The organism is Myroides odoratus, assembly GCF_965118575.1.
In the GTDB taxonomy this organism is placed as follows: Bacteria; Bacteroidota; Bacteroidia; order Flavobacteriales; family Flavobacteriaceae; genus Flavobacterium; species Flavobacterium odoratum_B.
On sequence record NZ_CBCPHW010000016.1, the window covers coordinates 58,651 to 74,382 of the forward strand.

Annotated in this window: 9 protein-coding genes; 4 read left to right on the forward strand and 5 right to left on the reverse strand. The window is 35.3% G+C overall.

Annotated features, from left to right (window positions below):
- Positions 1–65: 65 nt before the first annotated feature.
- Positions 66–2,801, forward strand: coding sequence for a M16 family metallopeptidase (locus ACMHJ2_RS13535; RefSeq protein WP_413513395.1), 2,736 nt, complete (start codon positions 66–68; stop codon positions 2,799–2,801).
- A gap of 332 nt (positions 2,802–3,133) precedes the next feature.
- On the opposite strand, the gene lepA is transcribed toward ACMHJ2_RS13535, so the two are convergent.
- The gene (gene lepA, locus ACMHJ2_RS13540) at positions 3,134–4,930 is read right to left on the reverse strand and encodes a translation elongation factor 4 (RefSeq protein WP_413513396.1); all 1,797 of its coding nucleotides are present in this window, start codon (positions 4,928–4,930) and stop codon (positions 3,134–3,136) included.
- Positions 4,931–5,267: 337 nt separating this feature from the next.
- Between lepA and ACMHJ2_RS13545 the strand changes: the two genes are divergently transcribed.
- Positions 5,268–6,149: an SdiA-regulated domain-containing protein gene (locus ACMHJ2_RS13545; protein ID WP_413513397.1), complete on the forward strand. Its 882-nt coding sequence runs from the start codon at positions 5,268–5,270 to the stop codon at positions 6,147–6,149.
- Here ACMHJ2_RS13545 and ACMHJ2_RS13550 read toward each other — a convergent pair.
- Positions 6,132–9,842 (reverse strand): metallophosphoesterase, encoded by a 3,711-nt coding sequence (locus ACMHJ2_RS13550; protein ID WP_413513398.1) that lies wholly within the window; start codon positions 9,840–9,842, stop codon positions 6,132–6,134. The two genes, ACMHJ2_RS13545 and ACMHJ2_RS13550, sit on opposite strands and share 18 nt — an antisense overlap.
- 27 nt (positions 9,843–9,869) lie before the next feature.
- Here ACMHJ2_RS13550 and ACMHJ2_RS13555 point away from each other — a divergent pair, with 27 nt between their 5' ends.
- A complete protein-coding gene (locus ACMHJ2_RS13555) occupies positions 9,870–11,027 on the forward strand; it encodes a Pycsar system effector family protein (RefSeq protein WP_413513399.1) in 1,158 nt (385 codons plus the stop codon).
- Here the strand turns inward: ACMHJ2_RS13555 and ACMHJ2_RS13560 are convergent.
- Positions 11,008–13,374 (reverse strand): hypothetical protein, encoded by a 2,367-nt coding sequence (locus ACMHJ2_RS13560; RefSeq protein ID WP_413513400.1) that lies wholly within the window; start codon positions 13,372–13,374, stop codon positions 11,008–11,010. The two genes, ACMHJ2_RS13555 and ACMHJ2_RS13560, sit on opposite strands and share 20 nt — an antisense overlap.
- A gap of 140 nt (positions 13,375–13,514) precedes the next feature.
- On the opposite strand from ACMHJ2_RS13560, the gene dusB reads away from it, so the two are divergent.
- A complete protein-coding gene (gene dusB / locus ACMHJ2_RS13565; protein WP_413513431.1) occupies positions 13,515–14,507 on the forward strand; it encodes a tRNA dihydrouridine synthase DusB in 993 nt (330 codons plus the stop codon).
- Between the two features lie 88 nt (positions 14,508–14,595).
- Here the strand turns inward: dusB and ACMHJ2_RS13570 are convergent, their stop codons facing one another.
- Complete coding sequence (locus tag ACMHJ2_RS13570) at positions 14,596–14,847, reverse strand: hypothetical protein (protein ID WP_413513401.1); 252 nt, start codon at positions 14,845–14,847, stop codon at positions 14,596–14,598.
- A gap of 51 nt (positions 14,848–14,898) precedes the next feature.
- Positions 14,899–15,726: a mechanosensitive ion channel family protein gene (locus ACMHJ2_RS13575; protein WP_413513402.1), complete on the reverse strand. Its 828-nt coding sequence runs from the start codon at positions 15,724–15,726 to the stop codon at positions 14,899–14,901.
- Positions 15,727–15,732: the final 6 nt, after the last annotated feature.

Here is a 15,732-nt window from a genome sequence, read left to right on the forward strand (position 1 = left end):
TGGTTAGATTTTTATTGTCCTAAAAATCAACTACTTTTAAACCAATCTATCTTAAAACACTTAAAATGAAAAGATTATTTTACACTATTGTACTAGCAAGTACAATTAGTTTTATAAATGTCGCCGTTGCTCAGCAAGCAAGTAAGGCTGATTTTGTAACACAAGTTGAGGATATCAAAGAATATAAACTCGCCAACGGACTTCAAGTTTTATTACTTCCTGATGCCTCACAGAGCAATTTAGTTGTAAACATTATTTACAAAGTAGGTTCTAAACACGAAGGATATGGCGAAAAAGGAATGGCTCACTTGTTAGAGCATATGCTTTTTAAAAGCACAAAAAACCTTGGTGATATCAAAAAAATGCTTTCTGACAAAGGGGGATCTGCCAATGGAACTACTTGGTATGACAGAACTAATTATTATGAAGTTTTTCCTTCTACCAATGAAAATCTAGCTTGGGCTTTGGAAATGGAAGCGGATCGTATGATTAACGCTACTATTCTACAAGCAGATTTAGATAAGGAATTCTCTGTTGTGCGCAATGAATTCGAAATTGGCGAAAACGACCCGTCAGGTGTATTAATGGAAAGAACAATTAATACCGCCTTTTTATGGCATAACTATGGTTTAAGCACCATAGGTTCCAAAGAAGATATCGAGCGTGTAAAATCACCTCAACTGAGACGTTTTTATGAAAAATATTACCAACCCGATAACGCAGTACTCGTTGTTGCAGGTAAATTTGATGAGCAAAAAGCCCTTGATTATATTGAACAATATTTTGCTGTTATTCCAAAGCCAACCCGTGTTTTAGATGAAATTCTAACGGTTGAACCTGCACAAGATGGTGAAAAGTACGTAGAAGTTAAACGCAATGGCGATAGTAAACACATTCAAGTTTTATATCACACCGCTTCTTATGCGGACAAAGACTTTGCAGCTTTGGAAGCTTTAGAACACATTTTAAACAACGACCCTTCAGGTTATTTACACCAAGCTTTGGTTGAAACACAAAAGGTTTCTTCACTTTGGGCATTCACTCCTACTGTAAGAGATGCTAGTTTTATGCTATTCAACTTTGATGTACCGAATGACAAAGACCAGACAAAAACCTTAGCAGACGTTAAAGCCGAACTGGCTAAAATTGGCAATATTGCTTACACACAGGCAGATTTGGATCGCGCTAAAACCAAGATATTGAAAGATATTGAATCGCTTCAAAACAATACAATTGGAACGGCTATTAACTTAACGGAAATCATTGGTTCTGGAGATTATCGCCTTGGTTTTTTATACCGCGACAATATTGAAAAATTAACTTTAGAAGATATCAAACGCGTCGCAAATAAATACTTCAAAGACAACAACCGCACCGTAGGTTTATTCATTCCTACCAAAGATGAAATTCGCGTAAAGCCAACGGAATTCTTGAATACAGATATTGATGCACTAGTAAAGGGGTACAAAGGAAAAGAAACCTCACACGATATTAGAGATTTCGCTCCTACCATTGCTAATCTAGAGCAAAATTATACGTCAGGACAATTGAGCAACGGGTTAAAATATGGTATAATTGACAAGGATTTAAAAGGTGAGAAAGTAACTATTTCAATCAATATTCCGGTTGGAAACCAAAAAGACCTTCTCAACAAACAATATATCGGTGGGTTTACAGCGAATATGTTAACTGCGGGTACGAAAACAAAATCAAAACAAGAAATCAAAGATCAATTAGATCAATTAAAATCGAGTGTTAGTGTTCGTTTCAATGGACAAACTATCCAAATAGCTGTTTCTTCTTACCGCAATACAATCGAGGAAACCATGGATATCTTGAATGATATATTGAAAAACCCAACCTTTCCAGAAAGTGAATTAACCAAATTAAAATTGGAGTACACCACTTATTTAGAAGGGAATTTAAATGATCCTCAAACGGTTGCATTTAATAAAATAGGACAACTGACTTCAAATGAAGTAAAAGGCAGTATTTTCTATGCTTCTTCAACCCAAGAGGATATTGAGGGTATTAAAACCGTTACAATTCAAGAAATCAAAGATTTTTACGGTAAATTCTTTGGAGCAAACAATGGTATAGCCACAGTTTTAGGGATTCAGGACAAAGAAAAAGTAAAAGGCTTACTAGAAAATGTTTTAGGAACTTGGAACAACAAAGTTTCTTTTGAAAGAGCTTATCCTAAATTCTATGCTACTAAACAAAGTAAGGAAATCATCCAAACACCAGATAAAGAAAATGCAGCAGCAGTGGGGAGTTTAAACTTTGAAATGAACAAATCCAATCCTGATTATGCTGCGCTAACTTTTGCTGACGAAGTAATGGGTGGTGGTTTTATGACTGCTCGTATTCCTCAGCGTTTACGTGAAAAAGAAGGTATTAGTTATGGTGCAGGAACTTCTTTAAATGTACCTTCTGATGTAAAAAACAACAATTCAACTTGGATGATTTATGCGTTTTTAAATCCAACGAAACGTGATGATGTTGAGCGTGCTATTACCGATGAATTCGCTAAATTAGTTGCCAATGGAATTACAGAAGAAGAATTAAAGGCAAACAAAACAAGTTGGAAGAGCTCAAGACAAACCAACTTGGGGAATGACAATTACCTGATGTCTTTATCTAATCTCTATTTAACGTATGATATTCCGTTTAATGACTTCGATAAATTAAATGCTGAAATCGAAAAACTTACCGTAAAACAAGTGAATGCTGCAATCAAAAAATACTTGCAACCTTCAAAATTCACAACGATTTACGTAGGTGATTTCACTAAAAAATAACAAGTACAAAAAAACCTCTTGCGCTGCAAGAGGTTTTTTTATTATACCTTATTTGCTATCTATACTTACATAGCAATTGTAAGCACCGGCCTTTTTTAAGGCCTTTTTAGCTGTTACTTATTTTATACAAACACAACTATACTTCTGCCCTAATTACGGCTAAAAAGAAGAGAATGCCCTTAAAAACACCTGGTTTAAACTCAATGAGGAGAATAAGAACTTCAAAGTATGCAAAAAACATCTTTTTTACCGTTACTTATCGAGTCATTCAGTCATCTATAACAAAAAAAGACTATCTTATCAGGATAGTCTTTTTTTCGTTATAGTATCTTTTAATCATTTAATTTTAATACAGCCATAAATGCTTCTTGAGGAATTTCAACGTTCCCTACCTGACGCATGCGTTTTTTTCCTGCTTTTTGCTTTTCAAGTAATTTACGTTTACGAGAAATATCTCCTCCATAACATTTTGCAGTAACGTCTTTTCGCAAAGCTTTTACCGTTTCACGGGCAATTACTTTTACACCAATAGCTGCCTGAATTGGAATATCAAACTGTTGACGTGGGATCAATTCTTTCAATTTCTCACACATTTTCTTTCCAATGTGATGTGCGTTGTCTGCGTGCATTAAAGCAGATAGTGCATCTACGATGTTTGCATTTAACATTACATCTACTTTTACTAAGTTCGATGTACGCATTCCGATTGGCGAATAGTCAAACGAAGCATATCCTTTTGATACCGTTTTTAAACGATCGTAAAAATCGAATACAATCTCTGCCAATGGCATATCAAACATAAGTTCTACACGATCTTCTGTTAGATATGTTTGATTGGTGATAATTCCACGTTTGTCAATACACAAATTCATTACTGAACCAACGAAGTCAGCTTTTGTAATGATGGTTGCTTTGATATAAGGTTCTTCTACACGTTCTAATTTTGAAGGTTCTGGTAAGTCCGAAGGGTTGTTTACCACGATTCCTATCTCAGGATTTTTCTTCGTGTATGCTAAATACGATACGTTGGGAACCGTTGTAATAACGGTCATATTGAATTCTCTTTCTAAGCGCTCTTGAATAATTTCCATGTGTAACATACCCAAGAATCCACAGCGGAAACCAAAGCCTAAAGCGGCAGAACTCTCTGCTGCAAATACCAACGAAGCATCGTTCAATTGCAATTTCTCCATCGAGTTACGCAATTCTTCATAATCCTCCGTATCTACAGGATAAATACCCGCAAATACCATTGGTTTTACGTTTTCGAATCCATCAATCATATTCTGCGTTGGATTCTTTGCATCCGTAAGTGTATCTCCTACCTTTACTTCTTTCGCTTCTTTAATACCTGAAATTAGATATCCTACATCTCCTGTAGCTATTTCTTGCTTAGGAACCTGATTCAATTTCAATGTTCCAATTTCATCAGCAAAATATTCTTTGCCTGTAGCCATGAATTTAATTTTCTGCCCTTTAGAAATTTTCCCATTGATAACGCGGAAAATTACTTCAATTCCTCTAAAAGGGTTGTAAACAGAATCAAAAATAAGCGCTTGTAAGGGTTCCTCTGCACTTCCTTTTGGAGCAGGAACTTTTTCAATAATAGCCGCCAATATCTCTTCTACTCCTAATCCTGTTTTACCAGAAGCAGGAATGATATCTTCATACTCACAGCCTAATAAATTCACAATATCATCACTTACCTCTTCTGGATTTGCACTAGGCAAATCAATTTTATTCAAAACAGGTATAATCGTCAAATCATTTTCAAGTGCTAAATAAAGGTTTGAGATCGTTTGGGCTTGAATACTTTGAGCCGCATCAACAATCAACAACGCACCTTCACAAGCTGCAATAGATCTAGAAACTTCGTAAGAAAAATCTACGTGCCCTGGGGTATCAATTAAGTTTAATATATATTTCTCACCTTTGTAGGTATATTCCATTTGGATCGCATGAGATTTAATAGTAATCCCTCTTTCACGTTCCAAATCCATACTGTCCAAAAGTTGATTTTGTTGCTCACGTGCACTTACCGTTTGTGTAGCATCTAACAAACGATCTGCTAACGTACTCTTTCCATGGTCAATGTGAGCAATAATACAAAAGTTTCTAATGTTCTTCATCTTGGTTATATCCAGTATTATAAGATCAATAAAGTAAAAAAGTCAGAAGAAATAGGACTTCCTCTCCCCGTGATCTAAGTTGTAAGACTTTCGCTTTATTCTAATTACAAACAATAAGCCTATATTTTGCAAATATACTTTAAAGTTTGAATTTTTGGATGAGATATTTACTTTTAATCGATAGAAAGCAATCCTTTCTTCCTGTCTTCATTGAGCAAAGCAAGCGATAGGCGATAAAAAATTTGAATTTCTATCCCCTGTTTAAATAATATTCCCCTCTATCTCTTCGTTTACAATAAAGTTTTTACGTAATTTACCATATAAAATTTACGCTATCATGAAAAAGTTATTTCCTGTCCTAATCCTTGTTTTTTCCTCTTTAGCAAGTTGTAGTCAAAAGAGTGACATCGTCCAAGATTACGCCAACCTTCCTTCCTATTTAAAAGAAGTCTCAGGCATGTCGTATGATGCCAATTCCAATTCTTTTTGGGTATTACAAGACAGTGGAAATAAGAGTGAATTGTATCGCGTTGACTCTCTAGGTCAGGTTGTCCAAACCTTGAAAATTAAAAATCAAAAAAATAGAGACTGGGAAGAATTAACTGCTGATACAGAAGGGAATTTATATATTGGCGATTTTGGCAATAACAAGAATACGCGTAAAGATTTACAAATTATCAAGATTAATAAAGATCAATTAACCGCTTCCCAAACTAAAGCAGACTATGTGATTACTTTTGAATATCCTGAGCAAAAAGAATTCCCTCCTAAAGAAACGGAACTCCTCTATGATGCAGAAGCTTTTTTCTACTTTGATGATCATTTTTATATTTTCACCAAAAACAGAAGCAAAGCCTTTGATGGTACTTCTTTAGTTTACAAGATTCCCAATGAGGCGGGACATCATCAAGCGAAATACGTACAAACTTTCCGAGGATGTAATGTTTACAAACATTGTGCAATTACAGCTGCTGCTATTAGTCCAGATCAAAAAACGTTTGTTTTACTCTCTCATACAAAACTATGGGTAATTGACAACTTCAATCCCAATGCCATTTTAGACGGAAAAATTGAAGTGCACAAACTTCATCACAATACACAAAAAGAAGCTGTTACCTTTGGAGATAACAACACTTTATATATTTCGGATGAAGTCAAGAAAAATTCGGGTGGAAAAATCTACAAGGTTGATTTGAATCAATTAAAACCCAAATCCTAAACCAAATACAAATCGTCCACCATCTTTGCTATTAAAATATGAACAATGTAAAGTAGCTTGTTCGATGGCATTGACCCATAATCCAGCACCATAGGCATTATGCCACTTGGAAGAACTTTCTAGTGGGGTCCAAACGCGTCCATAATCAAATCCTGCATATACCCCATAAGACATGGGGATAAAACCCGCGGTAAATTGACCGGCATTAAAACGCAAATCCGTTGTTTGTACAAACGATGTTTTTCCGGTGAAACGCTCAGGTCTAAATCCTCTTAAATTGGTATTACCACCGATGGTTGCTCCATGGTAAAAGTCATAATTGGAATTAAATCGGGTCTGATACGTAAAATTAGTGGCCAACACTAAGCGTTCACTTCTTTCTAAATAGTGTGCAAAACTTATTTTTGCATCCAAATAAGGAAAGTTTTGCTTGGTGTCTTCTAAATTCGTTTTCCATCCCAACGTGGTATGAAAGGCAAATCCTTTCGTTGGATTGGCTTGGTTGTTATATTGTTGAAAATCATAGGTAGCCTTTAGAGTTCCATATTGTTGAAATTCAAATACTTTTTGATCTACAACATCAGGGCTACTGGTAATAAAACGATTGGCTTTGTCTTGTACTTTCATCGCTTTATATTCTGCATTTACTTCAAAAGAATTTCCATTTTTACCTTCAAACTTATATCCTGGAGCAAGGGAGTAACTTTGAATTCTCACGCGTTTATATTCGTCCCCCATTTCTTCGTCAAAATAATGAGTCTCATTGCCTATTCCGTAGTAATTAACGGCAAAATTTGGACTCGTTGCTCTTGCATTCAAGGTAAATCCCCAATTGTTTGTTGCATTTGGAAAATGCCCCAAATACTCTGCTTCAACTCCTTGCGTATTGAAAGAATAAAACCCTTTCAAGGTGTGCTTAGCAGCATAGGGATCTTGCACAAATTTTAGGCGTTTTGAAGAATACAAAAAACCTACTTTCACTCCATCTTCTGGGTTATACCCTACATTGGGTAATAACATATTCACTGTTAATGGCAATTTCTCATAATTGAAATTATTTAAATCATAGCGATTCGCAAAATAATGGGTCGTGTTATTATTGCCATCAACCACTTCGTTTTGCTTATCTGCATAATCGTAAACCACTACTTTTTTGTTTTTTTCAATTTGGAACGTATCTTTATTTTTTCCGCCAATTAAACGCACTTTTATTTTTGCTTTTTCACTTCCTTGTACAATAAAAGTATCTTCATCATTTAGCCCGTAAATCCAAATTTCTTTGGTCTCATTGGCCCAGTATGTTTTTTCAAATACAGGTTCTTGCCCTTCTTTTTTATCTCTCAATTGTGTTACCTCAACCGAGCCGTTATCCTTTCTATTCAATACAAAGGTATCTTTCTTATCTGTTCCTGATAAGACAACGTATTTACGCAGTTCACTGTAATATCTAGGTACATAATCTACTATTTTTCGCTTGCGTTCTTTCAGTACCGTTTTGATATGTTCAATATCTTCCCCTTGTATTTCTTTAGGCAACTTAGCAAAAGCTTGGTCAATACTCGCATTATCCAAAGCCTGAGCAACGGCCTCAGCTTGCGTGGTCCAATCCTCTACCGAAGTTGATTTTAACAGGTATTGATCTAGAGGAAAAGCCGTATGGTTAATCCATCTTGGATTTGCAAAATCAGTCGTATAATTTTGCATATGTCGCAATACAGGTAACTTTTTAAGTAACGACAACAAAGCGCCATCGATTTTAGCAAAGGCCTGATCGCGATCGCGAGGTATAGGACGATAGATTGTTTTATCTTCTTCTTTAAACTCAGACCATCGCCATTGATCGCCATGCCTGTCCCAATCGCCAATTAATAAATCAAAAATTCGCGCTCTTAAATACGCTTGTTCATCGACGGTATATTTTTCACTTTTTCTCAAATTGGCAATTACATCGGTTGTACTGATAATTTTGGCAGCATTTCCGAAACTATCTTCTTCTTCATGTCCTTCACTTGGACGCTCTTCAATCATATACAATTCATCGCCATACTTAGAATTAAATGCGCCGAGTACCTCTTGTCTAGGAATATAGTACAATTCTGGGTTGGTGTGATAAATGCCTGCTTTAGCGGATAAATCGCCAATAATAAATGGTGTGTACGGATGAGCGGTTGTATAGAAATCATAAATGAATCCTTCTGCCCAAGTATTGTCAAACGATTCCATCACATAATTATCTCTAAAAACAGCCGTTTGTAAAAAACGGGAGACACTTTTGCGAATGCCACGCATCACATATTGTTTTCCGTTCTTATCTTCTAAGCGCAAAGAGAGTGATTGATGTCCTCCTCCAGAAATCAAAGGTTTTAATCCTCCTTTTAGCGTATCTAAATTCACGATAGGTACCTGAATGGGTTGTCCATACGTTGAACGGTAATGTTCTCCCCATAGAAAACGATAGAATCCTCCCTTTTTTGTCCATTTTTCAGGATAGACACTTACGATAATTGAGTCTGTTTTCGGTGTTTCAAAAGTGAGTATTTCTGTTGTTTCTGGCTTAAAAATTTGTTGTTGCCCTAGGTGTTTATAGGTACCTTTATCAAAGATATAAAAATTTAAATAGGTGCTTTTATCCGCTTGAATCTCCAACGTTGCATAGCCTAACTTTCCTACGGAAAAACTACCTGGTTCAATTGCTCTAGCCGGTGACACATCTCCTAAGGCACCGCTAATTACTTGTTTTACATTCTCTTTTTCTATGTATTGCATATTGCGTTCATGCCCAGAAACGAGCACTACATTATCATACATCTGAGCCATTGTCTGGATTCTCTTATTGAATGTATTATATTTTTTACTTTGCAAATCTTGGGTATACATTCCTGAAACAGCTCTGGTATAGTTTATTACTGATCCCACTAGAGGCAACGGAATCTTAGCCTCAAAGGGGTACAAGTGATCTTGCAAAGAAAAATATCCTCCATAATTCCCTGTACTATACACAGGATGATGCATTGCTAAAACAACAATTTTATTTTGGTTCTTATTGATTTCACCTCTTAGCTCTTCAAAAAAATCTTCGCGTGTTTTGATATCACAATCCTCATTCATATTAGGTTGCTTATCCCAATTTTCAAGGTACCACTGGCTATCTACTACAATTAAAACTGTTTCATCATTAATTTTCAGTCGCTCATAGCCGCAAATTTTACGAGGCAAAAGCGCTTTTTTATCACCTAATTCTGTGGTCAAATATTTAGAAATATCTTTGATTCCTTCATACCCCTTTTTCCACTCTACGTTTCCATTTACAAAAACAGTTTGTCCAGCAAACTGTTTAGCCCAACTTAGTGCTGTATTTAGTTGAAGTTCGGACTTGCCTTTTAGCTGTTTTTTTTCTATATTATTTCCTAATAAAACTAGGGTTGAGTTCTTATCCGCTTGTTGAAAAACTTGCGTTAATTGCTCCAAATGGGCTTGTTCCTCTTGCGTTTGAGCCGCTAATAAACCTCCTGCTAAATAATAGGTATGTACAACTTTTTTGTCTTTTATACGTTCTTGTGGTACAGCATTAGAGGTTGTTGTCTTATCTTGCGGGCTTAACGTTGCACAAGAATAGGCACATATAAAAAGGAAAAAATAAGCTATATGCTGTATTTTTATTATCTTATAAAGGTTTTGACTAAATAATTTCATATTTTTAGACATCAAAAAAAGGTTGCTATGACTATTTTACAAAAAGTTGAGGAATATATCTTTCAACTATACAAAGATACATTATCACAACAATATACCTATCATAATTTCAACCATACTACACGTGTAGTGAATGGTTTAGAGGAATTATTAACAAAAATAGAGGTAAGTGATAGAGAAGCACTAAATTTAAAATATGCTGCTTGGTTTCATGATATAGGGTATACACTATCATGTGAAGAACATGAAAAACACGGCGCGCTTATTGCTGAAAAATATTTGGCAGAACAAGGAGTACCAGCTGAGGATATTGAGCGTATCAAGCAGTTAATCATGGCTACTCAATTAAATCATACGCCTACAAATCTTTTAGAATGCATAATCAAAGATGCAGATTTCGCTCATCTTTCTGATGACAATTTTATAGAAATCAGCAATTTATTAAGGACTGAAATGGCTACAACTTGCAATCTGGTTTGTACGCAAGAGGAGTGGCATAAACAAAACTTAAACTTTTTACTTTACAAGCACCGTTACTACACAGATTATGCACGCCAAAATTGGCAATCTAAAAAGCAGCAGAATATTTTCAATATTTGCGAATGCATGGATAAAAAGAAAAAGAAAAAAGAAAAATCGAACAAAAAAGAGCATTTCAGATCCATTGATACCTTGTTTAGAACCACCTTGCGCAATCACACCCAATTAAGTGCTATTGCCGATCGCAAGGCCAATATCTTACTTTCTGTGAATGCGATTATCATTTCCATCTGCTTATCCACTTTAATACCTAAATTGGACAGTCCTTCTAATGCGCATCTAATTGGTCCAACTTTTATCTTAGTTTTCTTTAGTGTAGCCACTATTATTTTTGCTATTATGTCTACAAGACCTAAAGTAACTACAGGAACTTATTCGCAAGAAGAGGTAGAAAATCACACGGTTAACTTGCTTTTCTTTGGTTCTTTTCACAAAATGCCTTTGGATGAGTATTATAAAACACTAAGGGATTTAATACGCAAAGAAGAAAATATCTATGAAGCTCTAACCACCGATTTATACTATCTAGGAAAAGTTTTAAATAGAAAATATATGTTGCTGCGCATTACGTATACTATTTTCACCATTGGTATATTGGCATCGGTTATTTCTTTTGTTTTAGCGTTTAGAGGTATTGGTTTCTAAGAAAATTTACCATTAATTGTTGGTAGTCAAGTGCTTCTAAATTGTGATTGAGATTTACGAGTACACGAAGGCCAATTAGGCCAACAACACCTTGTAAATCTTCTACTTCAAAGGCTTGAATCGTTGCTTGCAATACCCCTAATTTTTGCAAATATTTGATGTAGCCCATATATTCATCTCTGTCTGCATTTGAAACAAAAACAATAGCAATACTCTTAGGCTGTACAATGCGCTCTTCTGAATTTTTAATAACGGCTTTATCAAGTCGTTTTTTAATAATCTCATAACGTGTATTATACGATCCATCAATATCAAATCTCTTTTCATCCATTCTGAATTGAATACTCAACGAACTATCATACACCAGAATTAACGATGTAGCGTCCATTGGAATTTTATCTTGGATATTATTGCGATAATGGATGCACATCTGCTCTGCAATTACTTGTAACTGCCACAACCGAAGATTCTGTAAATACGTAATGTCAAACGCGCGATTGGGATTAATTGAATCGCCAATATAGATATTGTGTTCTACACCATCGGTTTTAAATCGTTCGTAATAGTGAGGATAAACAGCTTGCACTTCTTTTTGTCTTTGATCTAAAACATCGGAAAAAGACTTGTTAATTCGTCCAATTTGTTTGTCAAATACCTTGCGATAGCGATAATACACATCCAATTCATAGTCAATATACCCAAAATATGCATTGAGAAGCACTGTATTAAACAAGTAGCTTTCTTTTTGCAATAGCGGATGTATTTCTTGTTTGATATAACTTTGTATGCGTTGTTCTAAACCAGAGTAAAAATGATTGAGCACCTGCTTGTGATAGGCTTGCAACTTCAACCGGTGCTTCTCTAACAAAATATTTTTTACGTCCTTTGCATAATCATCTAAAATACTAGATAACTGTTCGAGTTGAACAAGTAAATCTTTTTGAATCGCATCATTTCTCAATTGACTAGATCCTTTGATATCAATTTCTCCATACAGTGGAAAGACATCCGAAAAAACAATAGGGGTTAGAATATAATTCTTCTCCGTCACACTGTCAATGTAGTTTTTTTGTGCCTCTTCTAAAAACTTCCAATACACACTTGGATGAATGGTCGTATACTCTCGTTGTATAATGGCTTCAATGTGATTGAGTGCATCGGATTTTACACGTTCCATCGTTTCGGAAATAATAGGCATCAGCTCATTGAGCTTTTGAGCATTCACACTGTGTAAATCTCGGGGATTACTCGATACAATTTCCAAAATCCCTTCAATACCCGTCGATGTTACAATAGGGCTAAACAAACAGCTTCGCACGCCTTTTCGCTCCAAATTCAGACACATATCCCGATGCTCCTCGCTTTGTGCTTCCTTGATTACATCTGAGATACTGAAATATTGCTTTTGAACCATTAATCGACGATAGGCTTGAGGTGAAATCACAATTTGACTTTCCTCTTCATTGAGTAAATAACTGTTGACAATCATGACGTTTTTTAGCTCAGTCTGTGTCGCTCTATCGCCTTGTAGAACCGTCAATCCAATTTTTAAATCCGGCAATTTAAATATCGAACTAAACAATTGATTGATAAAATCGCCCAACGGTTTGCGCTGTAATTCTGATTTTAGAAAATTCTCTTTCAGCAAGGATAAAGCATTCTCAAAGGTAACATCAACTAAACTCAACAATCCAAATCCTTTAAGTCCCCAACTCTTTTGTGGAAAATAACGTTGCCACAATTCAAAATCATCATAGTTATCTTCTAATAATTCAATATCTTTTTGGGTCAACATCACTGCATTTTCTCGCGGAATTAAATCTACAAAATCTGCATTGTACAAAACGCGATAGTAGCGTATGATGCCTCTTTTGTCAGGGAGATCAATAAACAAAGGTTGGGTCAAATCAAAATTTGCCTTGAAATAATGGTTCATAATAATGCAACAGCAGGCGATATAATATTCATTTTGATGAAAATTTCTGATTTCTCCATTGAACTTGCCCCCTGCCTCAACGATAATTTGTTTGAAGCGTTTGGTATGATTAAACATTATATTTTGAAAGGGCATGGAAACTGCCTTAATCTCATTGTCTGATAAAGCCTCTGGAAAAATAACATCTAAAAGTTCTTTCACTAAATTCACATCCGTATCTCCCAGTGGATTGTCTATCATTGCTGAATCAATCACTAACTCTTGATCCGCTCTTGCTAACAAATCTTTATAATAGGCCTTCTTATAGGGATTTGCATTTTCTTCGGCAATAAAACGCTTCAATTCTTCCTTTAAGGTATCAAAGGAGAATTCTATTTGAAAGGGAGTTAAGTCAAAAGCTTTTAATTTCATATCGCATTACTTCAATAAAAGCTTAAAGATATAAAAACCTAAAGTTTAAATCCGTTTTCCACTCCACTATCTTAATTGAAAAGATATAAAAAACGAAAAAATAAAATATCGTACTTTTGCAGGAAATATCGAAAACGATTATGATTAAAATTGGCAATATAGAACTACCTGACCATCCGCTTCTTCTGGCGCCGATGGAAGATGTAAGTGACCCTCCATTTCGCCGTTTGTGTAAAAAACACGGGGCGGACTTAATGTATTCGGAGTTTATTTCTTCAGAAGGATTAATTCGCGATGCAATCAAAAGCAAGATGAAATTAGATATTTTTGATTATGAACGTCCCGTTGGTATTCAAATTTTTGGGGGTGACGAAGAGGCCATGGCAATGTCTGCGCGAATTGTAGAAACCGTTCGTCCAGATTTAGTGGATATTAACTTTGGATGTCCCGTTAAAAAAGTGGTTTCTAAAGGTGCAGGAGCAGGTGTATTAAAAGATATTGATTTGATGATTCGCTTAACCAAAGCCGTAATCAGCAGTACGTCATTGCCTGTAACTGTAAAAACACGCTTGGGATGGGATGAAGAATCCATCAATATTGATGAAGTTGCGGAGCGCTTACAAGACATAGGCGTACAAGCCTTAACGGTTCATGCAAGAACGCGTGCACAGATGTATAAAGGCCATTCGGACTGGACGCATATTGAGCGTATTAAAAATAATCCACGCATTAAAATTCCCATTTTTGGCAATGGCGATATTGACAGTCCACAAAAAGCATTGGAATACAAAGAAAAATTTGGCTTAGATGGCATGATGATTGGTCGAGCCGCTATTGGATATCCATGGATTTTCGACGAAATAAAGCATTATTTTCAAACAGGTGAACTCTTACCCCCTCCAACGATTGAAGATCGCTTAGAGGCCGCCAAAAACCATTTAATCTGGTCTATGGAATGGAAGGGAGAACGATTAGGTATAGTGGAAATGCGCCGTCATTACACCAATTACTTCAAGGGGATTCACGGCTTTAAACCGCATCGTTTAAAACTAGTAACTACCGATGATGTAACTGAATTATTGCATTTGTTTGATCAAATTGCAGAAGAGTATAAAGATTACGTGATAGTATAAAAAAAAGACCTCTATTTGAGGTCTTTTTTTATATTTCATTAGCATATCCTTCAAAAAAAGAGATAATCAATCCCTTGTTTTTTTTAATTTAATACGAAACTGCAAAATATAGCTGCTTCATTTGTGTATCTAGGTAAATGGATAAATTTTCATCTTGTGATTCAAAGTAAATCAAATTAATATTTTGCTCGGGATACAACGGGTCATAATCTGGCTTTATAAAAAAAGATTGAGCCGAATTATAAATCTTCTCATATGTTATTTGAACAAATAATTCATAATTTTCTTTACTTACTGAATATACTTCAGCAAGTAAAGAGGGTTCCTTATTTATCAACAAGTTTTATTCCATACTTCCATTTTTTAGTTATCCAAAATGGAACAACCTATACTATTTTGTTTTATCTGAAACAATATGTAAATCGCGTTGAGGAAATGGAATTTCAATATTTGCTTCATCTAAAGCTACTTTGACGATTTGTTGAATTTCGTATACCGTATTCCAATAATCTGCTTTTCCAATCCAAGAACGCACGCTTAAATCCACCGAATTATCTCCTAAATTACTAACAAAAACAAGAGGTGCTGGTGTTTGAAGTACTGCTTTATGTTTGGCTAAAGTGGCTAAAATAATCGTTTGTGCTTCTTTGATATTTTCACTGTATCCAATACCCACCACAAAATCATATCGTCTAGAGGTAATTTCCGAATAATTGGTAATTACGGAATTGGCCAAAGGGCCATTTGGACTAAAAATCTTCAATCCTGTAGATCCAATCAAAGTTGTATATAGCAAATCAATATTTTCTACCGTTCCTTCCGTGCCACTTGGATTTGAAATATAATCTCCAACTTTAAAAGGTTTAAATAACAAAATCAAAACTCCCCCAGCAAAATTTGATAAACTTCCTTGTAAAGCTAAACCAACAGCTAACCCTGCCGAGGCAAAAATTGTCGCTATGCCTGCTACTTGAAACCCCATCGTTGCCGCTACAATAACGAACAATATAATATATAAGATTACCTTAACTACACTTAGTAAAAAGCCTCTTAAAGACAATTCTACCTTTTTTCGTTCAAGGCGCTTGCGAATAAGATTTAAAATTAATTTAATCAAATACGTTCCAAGTCCCAATATGATTAATCCTACGGCAATTTTAGGTAAGGATGTCAATATTGCTTCCACCATTCTTTCAAGTCCCAGTAACACTTTTTCCATAGCTAT

Excerpts from the sequence above, each read along its gene's own strand:
- ACMHJ2_RS13535 (WP_413513395.1), top strand. The coding sequence starts at position 66 with ATGAAAAGATTATTTTACACTATTGTACTAGCAAGTACAATTAGTTTT.
- lepA (WP_413513396.1), bottom strand. The coding sequence starts at position 4,930 with ATGAAGAACATTAGAAACTTTTGTATTATTGCTCACATTGACCATGGA.
- ACMHJ2_RS13545 (WP_413513397.1), top strand. The coding sequence starts at position 5,268 with ATGAAAAAGTTATTTCCTGTCCTAATCCTTGTTTTTTCCTCTTTAGCA.
- ACMHJ2_RS13550 (WP_413513398.1), bottom strand. The coding sequence starts at position 9,842 with ATGAAATTATTTAGTCAAAACCTTTATAAGATAATAAAAATACAGCAT.
- ACMHJ2_RS13555 (WP_413513399.1), top strand. The coding sequence starts at position 9,870 with ATGACTATTTTACAAAAAGTTGAGGAATATATCTTTCAACTATACAAA.
- ACMHJ2_RS13560 (WP_413513400.1), bottom strand. The coding sequence starts at position 13,374 with ATGAAATTAAAAGCTTTTGACTTAACTCCCTTTCAAATAGAATTCTCC.
- dusB (WP_413513431.1), top strand. The coding sequence starts at position 13,515 with ATGATTAAAATTGGCAATATAGAACTACCTGACCATCCGCTTCTTCTG.
- ACMHJ2_RS13575 (WP_413513402.1), bottom strand. The coding sequence starts at position 15,726 with ATGGAAAAAGTGTTACTGGGACTTGAAAGAATGGTGGAAGCAATATTG.